Source organism: Salibacterium lacus, assembly GCF_042684865.1.
Classification (GTDB): Bacteria; Bacillota; Bacilli; order Bacillales; family Marinococcaceae; genus Salibacterium; species Salibacterium lacus.
Window position 1 is genome coordinate 1,763,584 of sequence record NZ_JBHUML010000002.1, and the last position, 16,686, is coordinate 1,780,269.

Consider the following 16,686-nt stretch of genomic DNA (forward strand, 5'->3'; position numbering starts at 1 on the left):
TTATCTCTCCTTTTTATTTCGGAATACCCATCGATCCGAGAATATAAAGTTCACTCCCATACCACCTAGAGTGGCTATTACCTTTGCAAATACAAGAGCCCATCCAAGGTATTGATATCCTAACTGTAATAGTAGGATGGATAAAAGCAACGTTCCTCCGTTGACAACTAAAAACCTGAAGAACTCTTTCTTATTCTTTTTATCTTCTAGGTCAAAAGTCCATTGCCGATTAATCAAATAACTGTTCACAACACCACAGCTATAAGATATTGCTTGGCAAAGAGCATAGGGAATCCCAACATAGGATAATAGAAAAAAGATCGTAAAATCTATGAAGGTATTTAATCCTCCTACAAGCCCGAATTTGATAAACTTGCCCAAGTTAACTGTGTTTAAAAAGTGTATCATTGTCTTTCAATCCATTAATTCCATAAGTTTGTTTAACAATATAAATGGGCCGTCCTTTTGATTCATCGTAAATTCGGCCAATGTACTCTCCTATGACACCTAGAATCGATAATACGAAGCCGAAAAATAATAATTGAATAACAATTACAGAAGACCATCCCGTCACGGTGCTGTCTGTAAATAACTTTTGATAGATGACGACGAGCATATAAAGAAACCCAGCAAGAGATAATAAGACTCCGGCAAAACTTGCCAGCTTTAAAGGTTTATACGAAAAGGACGTGATCCCATCGAGAGAAAGCTTAAGCATTTTTTTAATTGGATACTTGGACTCACCATGCAGACGCTCATCCCTCTCGTATTCAACTACAGTCTGATTAAATCCGACCCAACTAACTAACCCACGTACAAACCGATTCTTCTCATGAAGCTGCTTCATCTGGTCACATACCTTACGATCAATCAAACGGAAATCACCCGTATTTACAGGGATATCAATCTCTGTTAATGATTTTAATAAGCGATAGAAGAGAAAGGCAGTGGCTCGTTTAAACGCTGTTTCTCCTTTACGTTTTGTGCGTTTTGCATACACCACTTCATAGCCATCTTTCCATTGATCTGTCATATCCTTTATTAATTCAGGAGGATCCTGTAAATCAGCATCGATGACAATGACCGCGTTCCCATTTGCAAAATCCATTCCGGCGGAAATGGCCACTTGGTGTCCAAAGTTACGCGAAAACTCGATCAATTTTACCTTTTTATCCCATCTAGCATATTCTTTAATGATTTCTAAGGTAGAGTCTTGACTCCCGTCATTTATAAACAAGAGCTCATAAGACTCTCCTATTTCATCCATGACTTTTTTCAAACGACGATACGTTTCTTGAATCACTTCTTCTTCGTTATACATAGGAATGACAACGGAATATTGAACTTGGTCACTCATTGTTCTCTTCTCCTTCCGATAATGTTACTTTATATAAAGAGTTAGATCCTTCAGATCCGCCAGGCCCTTGACTTTGCTCATCGGAATCATTTGTACTCCATTCTTCAGCTGGTATCTCTTGTCCATTGTCCATAATCCATTCCGACACTTCACTGCCACCTCTACCGAATCCGCGTTCAGATAATAAGAAATATTTAACCTTACCTTCAGAGACCAACTCTTCCATTTCACTGACGCTGTAGACAGGATCTCCTCCAGAGAAGCCTCCCATAATAATGACGGACTCGTCTTTATCAATAATGTAAGGGGCTGCCACTGTGTAACTGATTGTAGCAAATAGATATTCTTCATCCGTCTGGTTCTCCCTTAAATAGGTTAAGGTTTTCTCATCAAGGCTCTCTTCCTGTTGTCCCCCCATCATCGGGGTACCGCCTCTACCAGGAGACATTCCTTCATCCATATATCCCTCTTCCTCTAGACTCGTTGAAGGGTCAGGCATTTGTCCGTCTTGCGTTCTCCCCCCCTGGGGCATACCCATACCACCTTGTGGACCAGCTTGAGGGAGCATGCTGTTTCCACCATAAACAATCGGCGTAGCCGCCCAATAAAGTGGCCCTACTAACAAAACAAGAATAAACATCACACCTAAAGGTTTCATGGTTACAGCCTTTATTTTAAGAATAACTAAGGTCAGGAAGACGGCTACACTTATAACAAGGACTCCGATGGACCATTCTTGTCCAATAACATCGTTATAAGGTTTCATGGTATACCAATGGAAAATTGCTGTAACAAGAATCGCAAAAGGAAAGATCCATCCCCGCCATCCATTTCTGCTACAATAATCCTGGAAGATTTGTACTGCTCCACTCCCGAATAATGCTGCTATAGGTGGGGCGAGCATAATTAAATAATAATGGTGGAAGAAACCTGCGATACTAAAGAAGCCTGCGACAGGAACGAGCCACGCTAACCAAAAAACAACTTCTTTCGTTCTCTGTCTCATCTGTCTAATTGGATCTCTTGACATAAGACTTATGCTTGCCAATAAAACAAATGGAAGAAGCCAGCTGGCTTGACCAGATAGACTCTGTTTAAATAGCCTTAATGGCCCTTCTTCACCGGTACCAAACATACCGCCTGGTCCTCCTCCTCGAGGTCCGTTTTGCATATTCGGCCCTCCTGCTCCAGGTCCTCTTTCGTTCGTTCCATCTGGCAGTTGCTGACCTTGATCACCTTGGTCTTGAGAAGGCATTCCTTCCGGTAAGGCTCTGTCATTAGTTCCGCTTTGATTCCCAGGAGAGCCCCCACCAGTGGGATTGCCCCCTTGATTGCCAGTCAACCGGGAAATACCGTTGTAACCAAAGGCGAGCTCAAGTACAGAATTGATTTCACTACTGCCTACATAGGGACGTTCATCTTCTGGAATACTATCTACAATGACTGCCCAAGATAAAGAAATAACGATAAGCACGGCTGTAGCCCCTGTCACAATGCCGAGTTTCTTCTTCCAATTCACCTTAACTGCTAACCAATAGAAAAGGTAAAAAGCGGGAAGTACCATGTAAGCTTGGAGCATTTTCATATTGAAGGCTACTCCCACAAGAGCAAAAGCTCCCATCACCAGCCACATATTTTCTTTTTTTACTCCACGGAATAAAAGCGATGTTGCCAACAACAGGGTGAAGACAAGCATACTGTCAATATTATTCGTCCGACTGACTGCCACAGCAATTGGCGTTATAGCCATGGCTAGAGCAGCTAATCTTGCCGCTAACGTTCCAAAGGATGGTTTGATCAAAAAGTATATGAGCAGTACTGATCCAATCGCAGACAAAGCCTGCGGGAGAATGACGCTCCACCCCTCTAATCCGAATATTTTTGCACTAATTGTCTGAATCCAAAACGTCACTGGCGGCTTGTCTAATGTAACTGAGCCCGCTGAATCCAGAGAGGCAAAAAAGAAATTATAAAAACTTTCCATCATGCTGCCTACCGCTGTTGTATAGTAGGTATTTACATATTGATCTGTCCAAATGTTGTACATGGTTAGAAATGCCGATAACATAACAATAAAGACTAAAGGCAAATCTAATCGATGGAACCATCTCTTTCCCAAGAACGATCACTCCTTACGTTCAATTTGATAATAATTCCACTATGAAGATTTTAAGCTAATATTCAAATGAATATTAGCTTAAAATCTGCTGAAAATTGCACGATTATCAAAAGTAAAGATTTATAATTAGAAATATAAAGGAAATCATTGGGAGGACTAGATAAAGCATGGATAAAAAAGATATCAGTATTAATTGTTGACGATGAGGAACATATCTTACACTTATTAAAACTCGGTCTGATCAATGAGGGGTATGAAGTAGAAACCGCTACTGAGGGAATGAAGTCACTTCAATTAATTAAAGAATTTCATCCACACGTAACTATTCTTGATACTATCATGCTTGGTATGGATGGGTTTAAAATATGTCGTTTAATCAAAAAAACAGGCATACCTACTTCAGAAAATATACTTACAGCTGGAGATGAAGTAACTGATAGAATAAAAGGACTTAATGATGGGGCAGATGATTATCTTGTTAAACTCTTTAGCTTCGAAGAATTGCTTGCAAGAATCCAAGCTCGACTCCGAAACCAGTTCCCGGATATGTTTAGTGAAGTAAAGCACGGACCTTTTACAATAGATAACAGAAGGAAAGAAATAAGCTATCACGAAAAACTTTTGAGCCTTTCACCAACGGAATATTACCTTCTTAAGTATTTGATTCTTAACCATGGGATGGTACGAAGTTTGTGATCAAAGGGATAGGAAGCTCCCTCTGTCGGTTCCAAAGCCTGTGACGAGGGCTTGGTTTTTGGACAGATGCTGTCATCGATGATAAGCATGAAAGGATCCATCTGCTGAACTTGTTGATAGATAGACCTCTGCAGCTTTCGCTGAACGCCCTGCTCGTTCCACTGTCCATATTGAAAAAATCGCGTTACCGATGGGAGATGGCGCTACCAGAAACTGCTGTTCCGTAGTACTGTTATACCTCCATTCCGCCGCTCTTGAATCATACCCTGCAGAAGATGGGAAAGGTGCTGATATGCAGGCTTTGGTACATGGAGAGACACATTAATATGATTTAAGAAATGGTCGATAGATGATGACTGTGCTACAGTAGACATATGGTAGAACCCCTCTGTGTACGTGTTTGTCAGCGCATCCATCGCATGAGCAGACTTGGAGGTTCTGTCTTTTTATGAACATTTATGGAATTTTTTCTATTAATTATGCAACTTCAGAGTGAAATTGATGTTTGTAATTATTGAGTTGGAGGAGATTGGTGTGAAAAAGATGTTTTACTTTTATCCCTGGTATGTATCATAGGATTATTTGGATGTAAAGCCGAAGGAATGCCGGTTAACCAAGATATAAAACGTGTAAATATAGCATAATATTCTAGTTTTGGAATTTTATATGAAATTTTTTTACTGAGTATTGAAGATAGTAAGAAAATAGAAGACTTCCAAACGTTAATGGAAAGTGCTGAAAAAGAAGAAATAAAAGTTGATAAACCAACTTATGATATGCAGATTATATATAACGATGACACGAACCGAGGTTTACTTTTATCTCAAAACAAGAATGGAAAGCTGACACTAATGTTTATCGGCCATGAAAAAAATGTCTATGTTGCAAATTCCAAATCTTCAGGAAATGTAGTGGAAATTTTGAACAATTTGGATTAACTCTTTGATGAATGTGCCAATAACCGGGACCATTATTCCCGGCTTTTAAAATAGCGGGCAATACGGATGGCAGCTTCGCGTAAGTGTTTTTCATCGTTCAACAGACCCACACGTATGTACCCTTCTCCCTGCTCTCCAAAACCACGTCCGGAAGCGACAGCCACGTGTTCATTTTTTAGAAGAATGTCTGCGAAAGTATTTGACGTATATCCCTGCGGCACGGGAAGCCAGACAAAAAAGGTGCCGGATGGGGCTTCTCCCTCCCAGCCCTGTTCTCTAAGTGCTTCCACAAAAATGTTCCGCCTCGATTCATATGTACGGACAAGATTCCAAACCGGCTCCTGATCCATGGTCAGTGCCCGGGCAGCCGCTTCCTGAATCCCTCCGAAAAGACTGACATGCAAATGGTCCTGAATCATATTCAGTGCTTCAATCACTGACGGATTTCCAACAGCTGCCGCGACCCGCCATCCTGCCATATTATACGTTTTGGATAATGTATACATTTCCACGCCGACCTCTTTGGCCCCTTCCGCCTGTAAAAAGCTCGGCGGCCGGAAACCGTCATACCCGATAGCCCCATACGCGAAATCATGAACGACACATATCTGATGCCGGGCAGCCGTGTTTACCGTTTCTTCGAAGAAAGTGATGTCTGCTGTAGCTGCCGTCGGATTATTGGGGTAATTTAAAAACATCAGCTTTGCTTTATCCAGTGTTTCCTCGTTGAGTTCGTTATAATCCGGCAGAAAATGATTCTCCTCCCGCAAAGGCATGTTCACCGTTTCAGCGCCGGCAAGCGCCGTACCTGACCAATAATCCGGATAACCCGGGTCCGGCAGCAGCGCCGTATCTCCTTCATTCAAAAAGCATTCGCTGATTTCCACCAGTCCTGTTTTGGCTCCGAATAACACGGCAACTTCGGATTCCGGATCCAGTGTCACACCGTACTCTCTGCTGTAAAAGTCAGCAACGGCCTGTTTCAGCTCTTTTCTCCCCCGGAATGGGGAATATTTGTGATGCTCCGGCTTTTCTGCCGCTTCCTGCAATGCTTCAACTACAGCAGCAGGAGCGGGTAGATCCGGGTTGCCCTGTCCTAAATTAATAACATCTATCCCTTCGTCCTTCATTTGTTTGACCTGCTGCACCAGACCTGCGAAAAACTGATCCGGGAGCCGTTTAAGTTTCATTGAAGGTTCAAATTGCATGTTCTGCTTTCCTCCTTGGGTGCATCATTTCTTTTATTCTATCACAACAGGCATGTACCGAGTATTTTCCGGGAAATATGCGTTCTTTTTCTCTTTTCTGCTGTCGATTCACACAGATTGATATAAACGACAAACATGAAACAACAGAAATATGCGCGTATTAACGTTCCGATGCAGGATGCATAACAAAACTCCCGAACGATTTCCTGAAGAATCGTTCGGGAGTTTTATATCTATCAATAGTTTTGGCCCACACTCTTTTTGTATATATCGAACCTTTTGCTGGAAGACAGGTGCGGCTACGGGGACATTCGTTTTTCCAAGTTCCTTTGGCATTATAAACAGCTATGCTTTTTCGTCTTTTCAGCGTACAATGATAGGCAGATGAGTAAGGAGGTTACCGTATGCTTGTTTCTTCCCTTCAAATGGATATAGTACCGGGTGATCCGGCGGCTAACCGCGCCAACGTGGCGGAGGCGGTGCGGCAGGAGGCAGATAATACCGGGCCGGATATCATCGTTCTTCCTGAAATGTGGACGACTGCCTATACTCTGCCAGAGCTTCCGGATACAGCCGATCATGCGGGCAGTAAGACCATTCCTTTTCTGCAGGAACTCGCAGTCAAACACGGGGTGCACCTTATCGGCGGTTCCATCGCCTGGAAAGAAAACGGGGACATATTTAACCGTGCTCTTGTCATCAACAAACATGGTGAACTTATTTATCAGTACGATAAGCTCCATTTGGTGCCGATGCTCGATGAACCGGCTTATTTAACCGGCGGGCGTCATAAGTGTGGGATTTTTGAACTGGATGGCATCAAAATGGGTGTGGTTATTTGTTATGACCTTCGTTTTCCAGAGCTTTTACGTCATCTTGCTCTGCAGGGGGCACAGGTTATATTTGTTGTTGCGGAATGGCCCGATACCAGAAGGGATCACTGGTATTATCTGCAGATTGCCAGGGCCATCGAGAATCAATGTTATATTGTTTCATGCAACCGCATCGGCAGTTACAACGATATTGATTTTGCTGGGACGTCGATGGTTATCAATCCATCGGGACATGTGCTGGCACAAGGACACCGGTATCAGGAGCAGTCGGTGCGCAGCAGCATTCAACCGGAACAAGTACCCGAAGTCCGAAGACAGGTTCCTATTTTCGAGAGCCGGCGTCCGGAATTTTACGAGTGACACAGCTGCCTAACGAAACGAAGGAACGCCGTGCTGCCGAAACGACTTCACATCCTCCACACGCTGCCTCTGCGAATCTGTCATCGGGAGCGCAGCCGCATCCGAGGGAGACACCCATGCGTAATCACTGGATTCTGCGTCCAGCTGCATCTCTCCCCCTGTGATACGAGCTTCGTACAATATCAGAAATTCCCGCCGTACTTCACCGTCGGAGTAAGCAATAACGGTCCCCGGGTTGGTGTAAGTGCCGACAATGCCGGTCACTTCGATGCCATATCCGGTTTCTTCCCTGGCTTCCCGCTTCACACATGCTGCAAGGTCCTCTCCTTCTTCCATCACACCGCCCGGCATCGCCCATTTTTCATTATCGCGGCGTTTCACAAGCAGGATTTCTTCGTTTTCATTGACGAGAGCCGCAGCTGCGGCGGGTTTGACCGAGTTTGGGCGCGGCGCTTCAGGGTCATTGCGGTAATCGGTGCGTGTCGTTTCAATAGAAGCCTGCCTCCACGTGAATACCGCGTCCGGCTCTTCCACCACGACCTTGTCATTGCCGGGCGGTGTTTTAATAAAAAGCAGCTCTGTCCCCGGCCTGGAGCGCTGGGCATATATGGTACCCGGGGTAATCTGAAAAAAATCGCCCGCATAAAAAGTGTATTCCTCTTCTGTTTCCAGGTTCATATACTGAGTCATTCCGCGCATCAAGTACATGTACTCCACAGCCCGGATGTGGTAATGCGGGGCTTCTGAAGCCGGTTCATCATACGAAGTAACACCGATTTCCACTGCATTCTCATGAAAATGCGGAACGGTCTGCGGTTTTTTTAAATCACCAGCCAGATACTGCCTCGTTGTTTGCTTGAGTGCCTGTCTAATACTTTCATCGCTGATGCGTTTCATCGTTTGATTCACCGCCATCCTACGAAAAAAGCCAGCTTTATCCGCCGGCTCTTTTGTCTATTTTTCTTTTTTCTGCCGCTTTTCTTTTTCATCCAGAATGTACTTCCTGAACTCCTCTTTTGTTATATCTGAATCCATCGCGGTCTGCACCAGATCCAGCCATTCTGCTTCAAGGTTTTCTTCAGCGGGAGCAATCGAAGACACTGGAACCTGGAGTGCTGCTGCAACATTCTCCAGTTCAGAACGTGTCGGATCATGCTGCTCTCCTTCCTCCACTGCCCTCAGAGTCCTTTCCCTGATTCCGGCTTTCTCTGCCAGTTCTGCTATAGTTAATGCCTGTTCATGCCGTTCACGGCGTATGCGTACCCCTATCATGCATACAAACATCCTTTTTCTACTATCATACAAGATTCTTCACAAAACACCAAGACTTTTAGGAAAAACCTTTTCATACGTACATGATGTAAACAACACTAACCGTTACTGCCATACATATCATCGTAAGTGGAAAGCCAACACGGGCGTAATCGGCAAATGAATAACCCCCCGGACCGAATACGATAAGGTTGGTCTGATACCCAATCGGCGATAGAAAACTGGCAGAAGCCGCCACCGCCGTCAGAACAGCCATACCTATCGGCTCTATCCCTATCTCTCCACTGATTTCATAAGCAATCGGAAACATAATGACGGCCGCAGCATTATTTGTAATCAATTCTGTAAAAATGTTCGTCATGAAATAAAGGCACACGAGAACAGCAAGAATACCAAGAGGCTGCAGGCCGCTTATCAGAAGCTCTGCCGCCCACTCCGCCGTTCCTGTCTCCGTAATCACACGCCCAATTCCCAAAGCGCTCGCAATCAAAAGCAGCACCTGAAACTGAACAGCCTCTTTCGCTTCAGATGGCGACGTGATTTTCAGAACAAGCAACGCACCGACCATAATAACCATCGCTTTAAAAATGGACAACCATCCTATCATGACACAGCCGATTAACGCCATCAGCAGAATCAGTGTCAACCACCCTTGAGATTCATCTTCATAAAACTTCTGCTCTTCAAGCGGTGTCGTGATATAAAAATCTTTTCTCTCCCGCGTCCGCTCATGAAACTCCGGACCACTTACGAGCAGCAGCAGATCTCCCGCTTTCGGAACAATATCTCCGACTTTTCCTTCCACTCTTTCATCGTTACGGTGCACAGCCACAACCGCAGCATCATACGTCTGCCGAAAGCGGCCCTGTTTGATCGACTGCTGGGTTAAGGAAGACTGGTGGGAAACGACCGCTTCTACAAGACGACTGTCTCCGCTTTTTATATTCTCAAGAGATAAATCGGTCCCTGTATTAACAACAAGCCCTTTTCGTTTCTGTAGATCGGCAATTGTTGAAATCACTCCAGTGAAAATTAAACGGTCTCCCGTCCAAATTGTCGTCTGGCTGCTCACCGGGGAGATCCGCTCCTTCCCACGGATAATCTCAACAAGATACAAATTTTTTAAATTCCGAAGCTGTGCTTCTTCCACTGTCTTTCCGGAATAAGCGAATTCCGGCGTTACTTTCACTTCACTCAAATAATCTTTTGTACTTTCATTCACACGCTGGATCATGCTGCGGTGATCCGGAAGCAGCCTTCTGCCGAACAAGAGCAGATAAAAAAGCCCGGCAATCGTAATCGGTACACCTACCCAGGCAAGCTGAAAAAAGGAAAATCCCGTCTCTCCTGCATCAATCAATAACCCGTGCACCACAAGGTTCGTGGACGTGCCGATTAACGTTATCGTACCGCCCAGAATGGAAGCGTAGGAAAGAGGCAGAAGATATTTGGAAGGGGAAATATTGCGCCTTGATGTCCAGCGGCGGACGACCGGAGTCAGCGTCGCAACAATGGGAGTATTATTGAAAAAAGCGGAAAACGCCGATACCGGAAAGAGCAGTTTTCCCATCGCACCGCGGTCTGTCACCGCATCCGCCAGAAAAGAGGACATCAGCCTCTCGATTAGTCCGCTTTTTTCAAAAACCCCGGCCACAACAAAGAGAAGCGCCACCGTCATCATTCCCTGATTGGAAAAGCCGGCCAGCGCCTCATCCGGGGTCACAAACCCAAGCATCAAAAAAACAAACAGCGTGAAAAACACAAGCAGATCGGGCCGGGCTGCTTCTAAAAAGAGCCCGGCCATCATAGCGGTTATTCCAATTAATACGACCGCGATTTCTATCGTCATACGTAACCTTCCTTATGTATCATTCCTCTTCCCATCATTATATAGCAACCAATCCCAGCCGGCAATAAATATGAGTTTTCTGATCGGAATTATTAATTTAATGACTGTGCATACAATAAAAGAAGTACCAAAGGTCCGCGAAAAGAATTCAATTTGTCCCGCGTTTGCCCCAATGCACATCAGTTCCGTGGAACTATACCGCCGGGTGGGTAAATAACATTCGAAATCACCCCACTGCACATTGAACCTGCACTGCAGGCGTATTCTTACCGCTGCTGCCTTTCCTTTCAAATGAAAAAGAGAACTGTACCTTTTGATACAGTTCCCCCGATAGTTCACATTTCCTGAATATTAAAAGAAACAACGCGGTCGGTTTCGGGATTGTACGTGACGGACGCTCTTACTTTCCTTGTCTCCTGCGGGGACTGGAGTGTGAATTCAAACGTAGTCCGGGTTTGATTCTCATTCACCTGGGACGAACCCAGCGGCTGATAGTTCGTCACGTTGTAATTGGGGTAAGCATTCTGCGTCATTTCAAGCAGATATTTTCCCCAATTTTCTTCTTCCAGTTCCGGAGAAGGAGTGATTTCAATTGGAATAACCCCTGTAGCAGGATCAGCTCCAAGTGCTTCAAACACCTGTTTTTGAAGGTTGAGACGGTTCGGCGGATAACCGGCAACCTGGTCGACAACCGTTACAATCATCTCTCTTCCCGTAACAGGGTACCTGATTTTTAAGTTCTGCCCGCATGAATAAGGGGAAGATTCTCCCACCGCTGCTGTCATGTAATGGTAGGATGACCAGGACATGCCGCATTTTGTTACAGGTCCTCCCTGCGTCCATGTCGCCTGTCCCTGAATGGTCTGCTGCCTGGCTTCATAATCAAAAGTACGGGGCATAGGATGCGGCACAGGCGGCACAGCCTGCATCACATAAGGATAATAATACATCTTGTTCCCTCCTGTTCAACCTGCCTTTCTTTCTCATCCTATGCATTCCGCGCCCAACAAGGAACACCCGCATTCAAAAAAACGCTTTTTACTACCTTTTAAAATAGTAAAAAGCGTTTTCAATATGTATCAAGGACGAAGACGTTCCGGATTCCCTGTTTATTTTCCGAGTGGCACGCAGCCGTCTGTATTTTTGATTCTTCCTATGTAAAAAAATGGTTTGCATGTTTCAGACATCTTCAGAATATCTTCTGCGTTTCTCCTGTACACCCGGATCATACCCGTGCTCGTATGGAGGACTTCATCCTTCTGAAAATCCGGGCTCTCTTCCTCCACTACAAAGTGAAAGAGGTAGTTGTCCGTTACTTCTTCTTTAATAAACACATTGGCTGTGTCAGAAAAATCCAGAAGTTCAGCCAGCTTTGACCAGTTCATGTAACGCTGCACCAATTCACAAATATCATTGTACGCTTCATAATCCGGGTTGGCTCTGTAGATTTTCAGGTTCTTTTCCATTCGGTAAGTGAGCATATTCTGATCCACAAAGCGGTTCAGTTCCACCCTCACAGCATTTGTCGAATCCCCGAATTCTCTTGTAATGCTCCGAAGGTATCCTTCCGTACCGGGATTCAGAAAGAATTTCAGCATGAGCCGGAGTCGTGTTTTGGAAGTGATTAAATGATGCAGCATAACTCGTATTCCCTTCCTTGCCTGAACTTTCTTATTATATCGTTCACATTTCGAATGGTATCAACTGTTAATATTGTACCGCTGCATGAGTCAAAAGTAAACTATTTCACCAAATAAATAGAGTCTTTTTTCTTAAATTTAAGCAATATTATAAAATTTCCATCACTCGTTCTTTACTAATGAAATCCCCTTACAATGCCCAATACGTCCCTATCCTCCTTTATTCCCGTGAAGCCCTGTTCCAGGAAAAGCACTGGACTTTTTTCACATATCACTTTGGACTTTTTTAAAGCAAAGATTGTCACAAAATGAGTATGTCCCGGGAAATACATTCTTTTCTGCGAAAGAGGTCTTATACGTTTTTTAAGAAAAACACCAACATGAGATACGTTTCGGTCTAATCAAAAAAAGTCTGGCTTTTCCCAGACTTTTTTAACAAACTATATTTCTATCGTTTTTTCGTTCATGACTTTCTCTATAATGTCATCCCTGCCGACCGTTGTAGAAGTGATATACCTGCTTCTCTGCGGGGATTCAGGATTTCTCAGTATTCCAAGGTGAAACGCTGTGCGGAAAAGGAGCGTTACAAATTGACGCAGTGTCGACGTTTGATACGTCGCATAAGATTTCAGTGTTTCTGAAAACTGATCGAAAAAGTCTTTCGAACTGAAGGGTTCCTGATGCCGCCATTCTTCCAGCTTTTCCAAAAATACTTTAAAAAACTCCATATCAACAGAATACGTCTGAGGGGATTTTCTGAATTTTATAATATTTCTGTCCTCTATGTAATAGATTGTAATGCCTTCTTTATCAGGGTTTTCCGAAGGGGTTTTTTCAGTCGTGGTTCCTTTAGCCTCAGTGTTTGTCTCCCGGCTTTCCGTCGACCGGGGCGTACTGTCTGCAGCAGGTGCTGTTTCCTGAATAAAAGACTCCAGAGCGGCCAGCTGCCGTAAATGGTGTACACCCTGCTCCGCGCGGTCAAACTGTTGATTATCTATAGCGTTCTGCACAATATCCCGCAGCTTTTGCTTTTCTTCCCATGACAAGTGTAAAACTCCTTTCTCCACACGACTTTCATCGTGGTATATGTTTCCATAATATAATATTTCTTTTATACTATTATACCCATACACATCAAAAAGAAGAAAGATATTTTTAAAAACTCCTGCATTAAAATATGCAGAAGTTTTTTCCTTCACTCTACAATAAAGGAATTGCTGTGATAACAATTTTTGCAAACCATGTAACCCTTGGTTTTTATCAGTACATCTACATAATCATTATCGTGAGACACTTCCCGCTCCTCAACCGGTGTTTCATTAAACCGGCAGGCGTCTCCTGCATAAGCTGTTTTATGAATTCGTTGTGTTTTGTGATCGATTAAATAATTCAAATGATTCCATCCTCTCTGCTGCGGTTAAAACAAACGTTTGATGAACGCCTGACCTAAAGAAAAGTAACCTGCGTCTAAAACGCTGGTTTTATATGCGTTTGTATGAACTAAAAAAGCCGAAAAGGAGTCATATCTCCTCTTCGGCTTATGTTTGGCTCTATTTGTCCAACTCATTTCCACCGTATGGCTGGTTAGCTTGTAAAATGATGATGATGTAGCTTTTATCAATGTTAAAATCCCAGTCGACAAAAATATCTTTTATTTTGCTGCCCAGGATTTTTTCAAATTCTCCGGCATCCAGCAGCCTCTTTTCCAACTGTCGTTTGGAAAGTTTCAACTGCTCTTCAAAACCTCTGCGGATTAACTCTTTTTCAATTTTCACAAGGATACCGACCCTTGTGATAATCAGGGTTCTATCATTTAAAAGACAGGAATCCACCGCTTCCGGCCACTTTTCCGCCTGCATGCTCACTTCTCCGATTTGTTCGTGAATCGCTTCTTTTTTTTCATAGTTTTCGAGAAGAATATCATTCTCCCCATCTTCATTTATCATTTCACCGACCAGAATCCCGGTTTTATTATGAAGCGACCAGTCGTAATACATTTCCTTTATATCAAGCCCGGCGCTGGCTTTCAGTGTAGCCTTAATATCGGGAAGCAGTTCCTGCATCAGAAGGTCCCTTGTTTCTTCCACTTTTATGGTTTTATTCTGACCGATTAACACCCGTTCCATGGGAGCCAGAAAATCGCTGAGGTAAATGGTAATAAACGGGCGTTTTATCGAAACGTAGACCGATGATGGTCCTTTGCCGAAATTGTCCCGGAGCAATTTACCTGTATAGCTGGCAATTTCAGCCTGAATCGAATTCTTTTCCATGACAACCATTCCCCTTATGTAGAAAGAGACGTTTTTTTCTCTTTCCTATGTTTTATTATAAAGAATATATTGAAGTAGTTAAAGTGAGAAACCTTTTTTCATATGAAACACGATTGAAATACTAAATATACCCTTGGTATGACGGTTCAAAACCTTGATTTTTGTTTGTATAAAAACTGGTATAGACAACTATAAGTATAGGTGCTAAAATGTGTTTATATTTAGTAATGGACTTATTTTCAAAAGAACTTTATTTTAAAAAGAAAGGGGTTTCTTCACGTGCTTGACTTTTTACAGCGTATCGGGAAAGCATTAATGCTTCCCATCGCGACACTCCCTGCCGCCGCTTTGCTGCAACGGCTTGGACAGGATGACCTTTTTGATATTCCTTTTATGGCCGCTGCGGGATCTGCTTTATTCGATAACCTGCCGCTGCTTTTTGCCATAGGGGTTGCAGTAGGCTTGTCGAAAGATGGAAATGGTGCTTCCGGCCTTGCCGGAGTTATTGCGTTCTTCGTGCTGCAGGAAGGAACGGCTGCAATCAACGAAAATATTGATATGGGATTCTTGGGAGGTATCATATCAGGAATTACCGCTGCCCTTTTATATAACCGTTTTCATGATATTAAACTTCCGAACTGGCTTGGCTTTTTCGGAGGGCGCCGGTTTGTGCCGATTATAACCGCCGGGGTCATGGTTATTCTTGCCGGTATATTCGGTTTCGTCTGGCCTCCTGTACAGGGATTTATTGACTCGATCGGACAATGGATCATTGATGCCGGCGCGGTTGGTGTTGGAGTGTATGGCTTCCTGAACCGTCTGTTGATTCCTATCGGACTGCACCACGTGTTAAACAGCCTGATCTGGTTTGAGTTTGGCTCGTTTGAAGGGGCCACGGGCGATCTGGATCGTTTCTTCGCAGGAGATCCAACAGCCGGTATATTTATGGCCGGGATGTTTCCGATGATGATGTTTGGTCTCCCTGCAGCCTGTCTTGCCATGATTATAGCCGCAAAACCGGAAAAGCGGGCTCAGGTATCCGGACTGCTTGGCGGTCTGGCGCTAACTTCATTCTTAACCGGTATTACCGAGCCGATTGAATTTTCTTTCATGTTTATTTCTCCATTATTGTATGTCATTCATGCGTTATTGACTGCCGCTTCTCTTGTTGTCGCCTACCTGGCCGGAACCTTGCATGGTTTCGGATTTTCAGCCGGCGCTATCGACTACGTGCTGAACTTTAACTTAGCGACCAAACCGCTTCTGCTGGCTGGAATAGGGGTTATTTTCGGTATCATTTATTTCATCGTTTTCTACGCCATGATCAAAGGATTGAATTTGAAAACGCCGGGCCGCGAAGATGATGAGGAAGAAGCCATAGTTCATGAAGGCAGGGACAAATACGATACGATGGCCGGGGAATACGCGGCCGCTATTGGAGGATATGAAAACATTCAGTCCATCGATAACTGCGTCACACGCCTGCGTCTGCAGATGCACGATATGGATAAAGTGGATGAAAACCGGTTGAAACGCAACGGTGCCAAAGGTGTTATGAAAGTCAATAACACAAATCTTCAAATCATCGTTGGTACGGACGTGGAATTCGTAGCCGACGCCATGCGGAACAATCAAACGACAGGAGCAATGGCGGGAGCTGGTCATTCGGTGCTCTCCAGTCCATTAACAGGGTCTGTTCTTCCGCTGGCGCAAGTGGCCGATGAAGCCTTCTCAAGCGGTGCTCTCGGCAAAGGAACAGCGGTCGTACCGGAAGAAGGAAGACTTTACGCACCGGAAGACGGCACCGTCAGCACGGTTTTCCCTACTCACCATGCCTACGGTATAACTACGGAGGAAGGACATGAAGTGCTGCTTCATATCGGACTGAACACCGTAGAGTTAAAAGGAGAACATTACACTCCTCATGTAGAACAGGGTGAACAGGTAAAGAAAGGACAACTTCTGGCTGCGTTTGACATCAAACAGATCCAGGATGCCGGTTATGACATCACCACTCCGGTTATTATAACCAACGCAGATAATTCTCTAGAAGTCACCGGTCCGGTGGAAACTTCCATTAAAACCGGGGATAACCTGCTTACTCTCCAATAGTCCTCATCATGTCATAAGAGTCTGGGACAAAA

Annotated in this window: 16 protein-coding genes; 4 read left to right on the forward strand and 12 right to left on the reverse strand. The window is 44.2% G+C overall.

Annotated elements, in window-relative coordinates; genetic code table 11:
• The 3 genes from ACFSUB_RS09840 to ACFSUB_RS09850 are packed head-to-tail and all read right to left on the reverse strand — an operon-like array spanning position 1 to position 3,476.
• Complete coding sequence (locus ACFSUB_RS09840) at positions 1-408, reverse strand: GtrA family protein (protein WP_380713005.1); 408 nt, start codon at positions 406-408, stop codon at positions 1-3.
• Positions 383-1,357 carry a glycosyltransferase family 2 protein gene (locus ACFSUB_RS09845; RefSeq protein ID WP_380713006.1) on the reverse strand — a complete coding sequence of 325 codons (975 nt, stop codon included), beginning with the start codon at positions 1,355-1,357 and terminating at the stop codon, positions 383-385. The genes ACFSUB_RS09840 and ACFSUB_RS09845 overlap by 26 nt, the downstream gene beginning before the upstream one ends.
• Positions 1,350-3,476 carry a glycosyltransferase family 39 protein gene (locus tag ACFSUB_RS09850; protein ID WP_380713007.1) on the reverse strand — a complete coding sequence of 709 codons (2,127 nt, stop codon included), beginning with the start codon at positions 3,474-3,476 and terminating at the stop codon, positions 1,350-1,352. Before ACFSUB_RS09850 ends, ACFSUB_RS09845 begins: the two co-directional genes overlap by 8 nt.
• Positions 3,477-3,623: 147 nt before the next feature.
• Here ACFSUB_RS09850 and ACFSUB_RS09855 point away from each other — a divergent pair, with 147 nt between their 5' ends.
• Together ACFSUB_RS09855 and ACFSUB_RS09860 are read left to right on the forward strand one after the other, a co-directional pair.
• Entirely contained in the window at positions 3,624-4,172 is a 549-nt protein-coding gene (locus ACFSUB_RS09855) for a response regulator transcription factor (protein ID WP_380713008.1), read from the forward strand.
• 725 nt (positions 4,173-4,897) lie between these two features.
• Complete coding sequence (locus ACFSUB_RS09860; RefSeq protein WP_380713009.1) at positions 4,898-5,110, forward strand: hypothetical protein; 213 nt, start codon at positions 4,898-4,900, stop codon at positions 5,108-5,110.
• Between the two features lie 32 nt (positions 5,111-5,142).
• On the opposite strand, the gene ACFSUB_RS09865 is transcribed toward ACFSUB_RS09860, so the two are convergent.
• Positions 5,143-6,318 (reverse strand): pyridoxal phosphate-dependent aminotransferase, encoded by a 1,176-nt coding sequence (locus ACFSUB_RS09865; protein WP_380713010.1) that lies wholly within the window; start codon positions 6,316-6,318, stop codon positions 5,143-5,145.
• A gap of 404 nt (positions 6,319-6,722) precedes the next feature.
• On the opposite strand from ACFSUB_RS09865, the gene ACFSUB_RS09870 reads away from it, so the two are divergent.
• Positions 6,723-7,511: a carbon-nitrogen family hydrolase gene (locus tag ACFSUB_RS09870; protein ID WP_380713011.1), complete on the forward strand. Its 789-nt coding sequence runs from the start codon at positions 6,723-6,725 to the stop codon at positions 7,509-7,511.
• Between the two features lie 9 nt (positions 7,512-7,520).
• On the opposite strand, the gene ACFSUB_RS09875 is transcribed toward ACFSUB_RS09870, so the two are convergent.
• The 8 genes from ACFSUB_RS09875 to ACFSUB_RS09910 form a co-directional block, all read right to left on the reverse strand.
• Positions 7,521-8,426: an NUDIX domain-containing protein gene (locus tag ACFSUB_RS09875; protein WP_380713012.1), complete on the reverse strand. Its 906-nt coding sequence runs from the start codon at positions 8,424-8,426 to the stop codon at positions 7,521-7,523.
• Positions 8,427-8,465: 39 nt separating this feature from the next.
• Positions 8,466-8,783, reverse strand: coding sequence for a helix-turn-helix domain-containing protein (locus tag ACFSUB_RS09880; protein ID WP_380713013.1), 318 nt, complete (start codon positions 8,781-8,783; stop codon positions 8,466-8,468).
• Between the two features lie 73 nt (positions 8,784-8,856).
• Positions 8,857-10,632: an SLC13 family permease gene (locus tag ACFSUB_RS09885; protein WP_380713014.1), complete on the reverse strand. Its 1,776-nt coding sequence runs from the start codon at positions 10,630-10,632 to the stop codon at positions 8,857-8,859.
• A gap of 335 nt (positions 10,633-10,967) precedes the next feature.
• Positions 10,968-11,582: a DUF3889 domain-containing protein gene (locus tag ACFSUB_RS09890; RefSeq protein WP_380713015.1), complete on the reverse strand. Its 615-nt coding sequence runs from the start codon at positions 11,580-11,582 to the stop codon at positions 10,968-10,970.
• A 159-nt stretch (positions 11,583-11,741) separates the two neighbouring features.
• Entirely contained in the window at positions 11,742-12,272 is a 531-nt protein-coding gene (locus tag ACFSUB_RS09895; RefSeq protein WP_380713016.1) for a hypothetical protein, read from the reverse strand.
• A gap of 440 nt (positions 12,273-12,712) precedes the next feature.
• Positions 12,713-13,318 carry a hypothetical protein gene (locus ACFSUB_RS09900; protein ID WP_380713017.1) on the reverse strand — a complete coding sequence of 202 codons (606 nt, stop codon included), beginning with the start codon at positions 13,316-13,318 and terminating at the stop codon, positions 12,713-12,715.
• Positions 13,319-13,467: 149 nt separating this feature from the next.
• Entirely contained in the window at positions 13,468-13,665 is a 198-nt protein-coding gene (locus ACFSUB_RS09905; protein WP_380713018.1) for a hypothetical protein, read from the reverse strand.
• 157 nt (positions 13,666-13,822) lie between these two features.
• Positions 13,823-14,542, reverse strand: a complete 720-nt coding sequence (locus ACFSUB_RS09910) for a Na-translocating system protein MpsC family protein (RefSeq protein ID WP_380713019.1) — start codon at positions 14,540-14,542, stop codon at positions 13,823-13,825.
• Between the two features lie 279 nt (positions 14,543-14,821).
• Between ACFSUB_RS09910 and nagE the strand changes: the two genes are divergently transcribed.
• The gene (gene nagE, locus ACFSUB_RS09915; protein ID WP_380713020.1) at positions 14,822-16,654 is read left to right on the forward strand and encodes an N-acetylglucosamine-specific PTS transporter subunit IIBC; all 1,833 of its coding nucleotides are present in this window, start codon (positions 14,822-14,824) and stop codon (positions 16,652-16,654) included.
• Positions 16,655-16,686: the final 32 nt, after the last annotated feature.

What these genes read in the sequence shown, in the direction of transcription:
- ACFSUB_RS09890 (WP_380713015.1), bottom strand. Translation starts at nt 11,582, where the DNA reads ATGTATTATTATCCTTATGTGATGCAGGCTGTGCCGCCTGTGCCGCAT.
- ACFSUB_RS09875 (WP_380713012.1), bottom strand. Translation starts at nt 8,426, where the DNA reads ATGGCGGTGAATCAAACGATGAAACGCATCAGCGATGAAAGTATTAGA.
- ACFSUB_RS09860 (WP_380713009.1), top strand. Translation starts at nt 4,898, where the DNA reads ATGGAAAGTGCTGAAAAAGAAGAAATAAAAGTTGATAAACCAACTTAT.
- ACFSUB_RS09895 (WP_380713016.1), bottom strand. Translation starts at nt 12,272, where the DNA reads ATGCTGCATCATTTAATCACTTCCAAAACACGACTCCGGCTCATGCTG.
- ACFSUB_RS09885 (WP_380713014.1), bottom strand. Translation starts at nt 10,632, where the DNA reads ATGACGATAGAAATCGCGGTCGTATTAATTGGAATAACCGCTATGATG.
- ACFSUB_RS09870 (WP_380713011.1), top strand. Translation starts at nt 6,723, where the DNA reads ATGCTTGTTTCTTCCCTTCAAATGGATATAGTACCGGGTGATCCGGCG.
- ACFSUB_RS09865 (WP_380713010.1), bottom strand. Translation starts at nt 6,318, where the DNA reads ATGCAATTTGAACCTTCAATGAAACTTAAACGGCTCCCGGATCAGTTT.
- ACFSUB_RS09840 (WP_380713005.1), bottom strand. Translation starts at nt 408, where the DNA reads ATGATACACTTTTTAAACACAGTTAACTTGGGCAAGTTTATCAAATTC.
- ACFSUB_RS09880 (WP_380713013.1), bottom strand. Translation starts at nt 8,783, where the DNA reads ATGATAGGGGTACGCATACGCCGTGAACGGCATGAACAGGCATTAACT.
- ACFSUB_RS09910 (WP_380713019.1), bottom strand. Translation starts at nt 14,542, where the DNA reads ATGGAAAAGAATTCGATTCAGGCTGAAATTGCCAGCTATACAGGTAAA.
- ACFSUB_RS09845 (WP_380713006.1), bottom strand. Translation starts at nt 1,357, where the DNA reads ATGAGTGACCAAGTTCAATATTCCGTTGTCATTCCTATGTATAACGAA.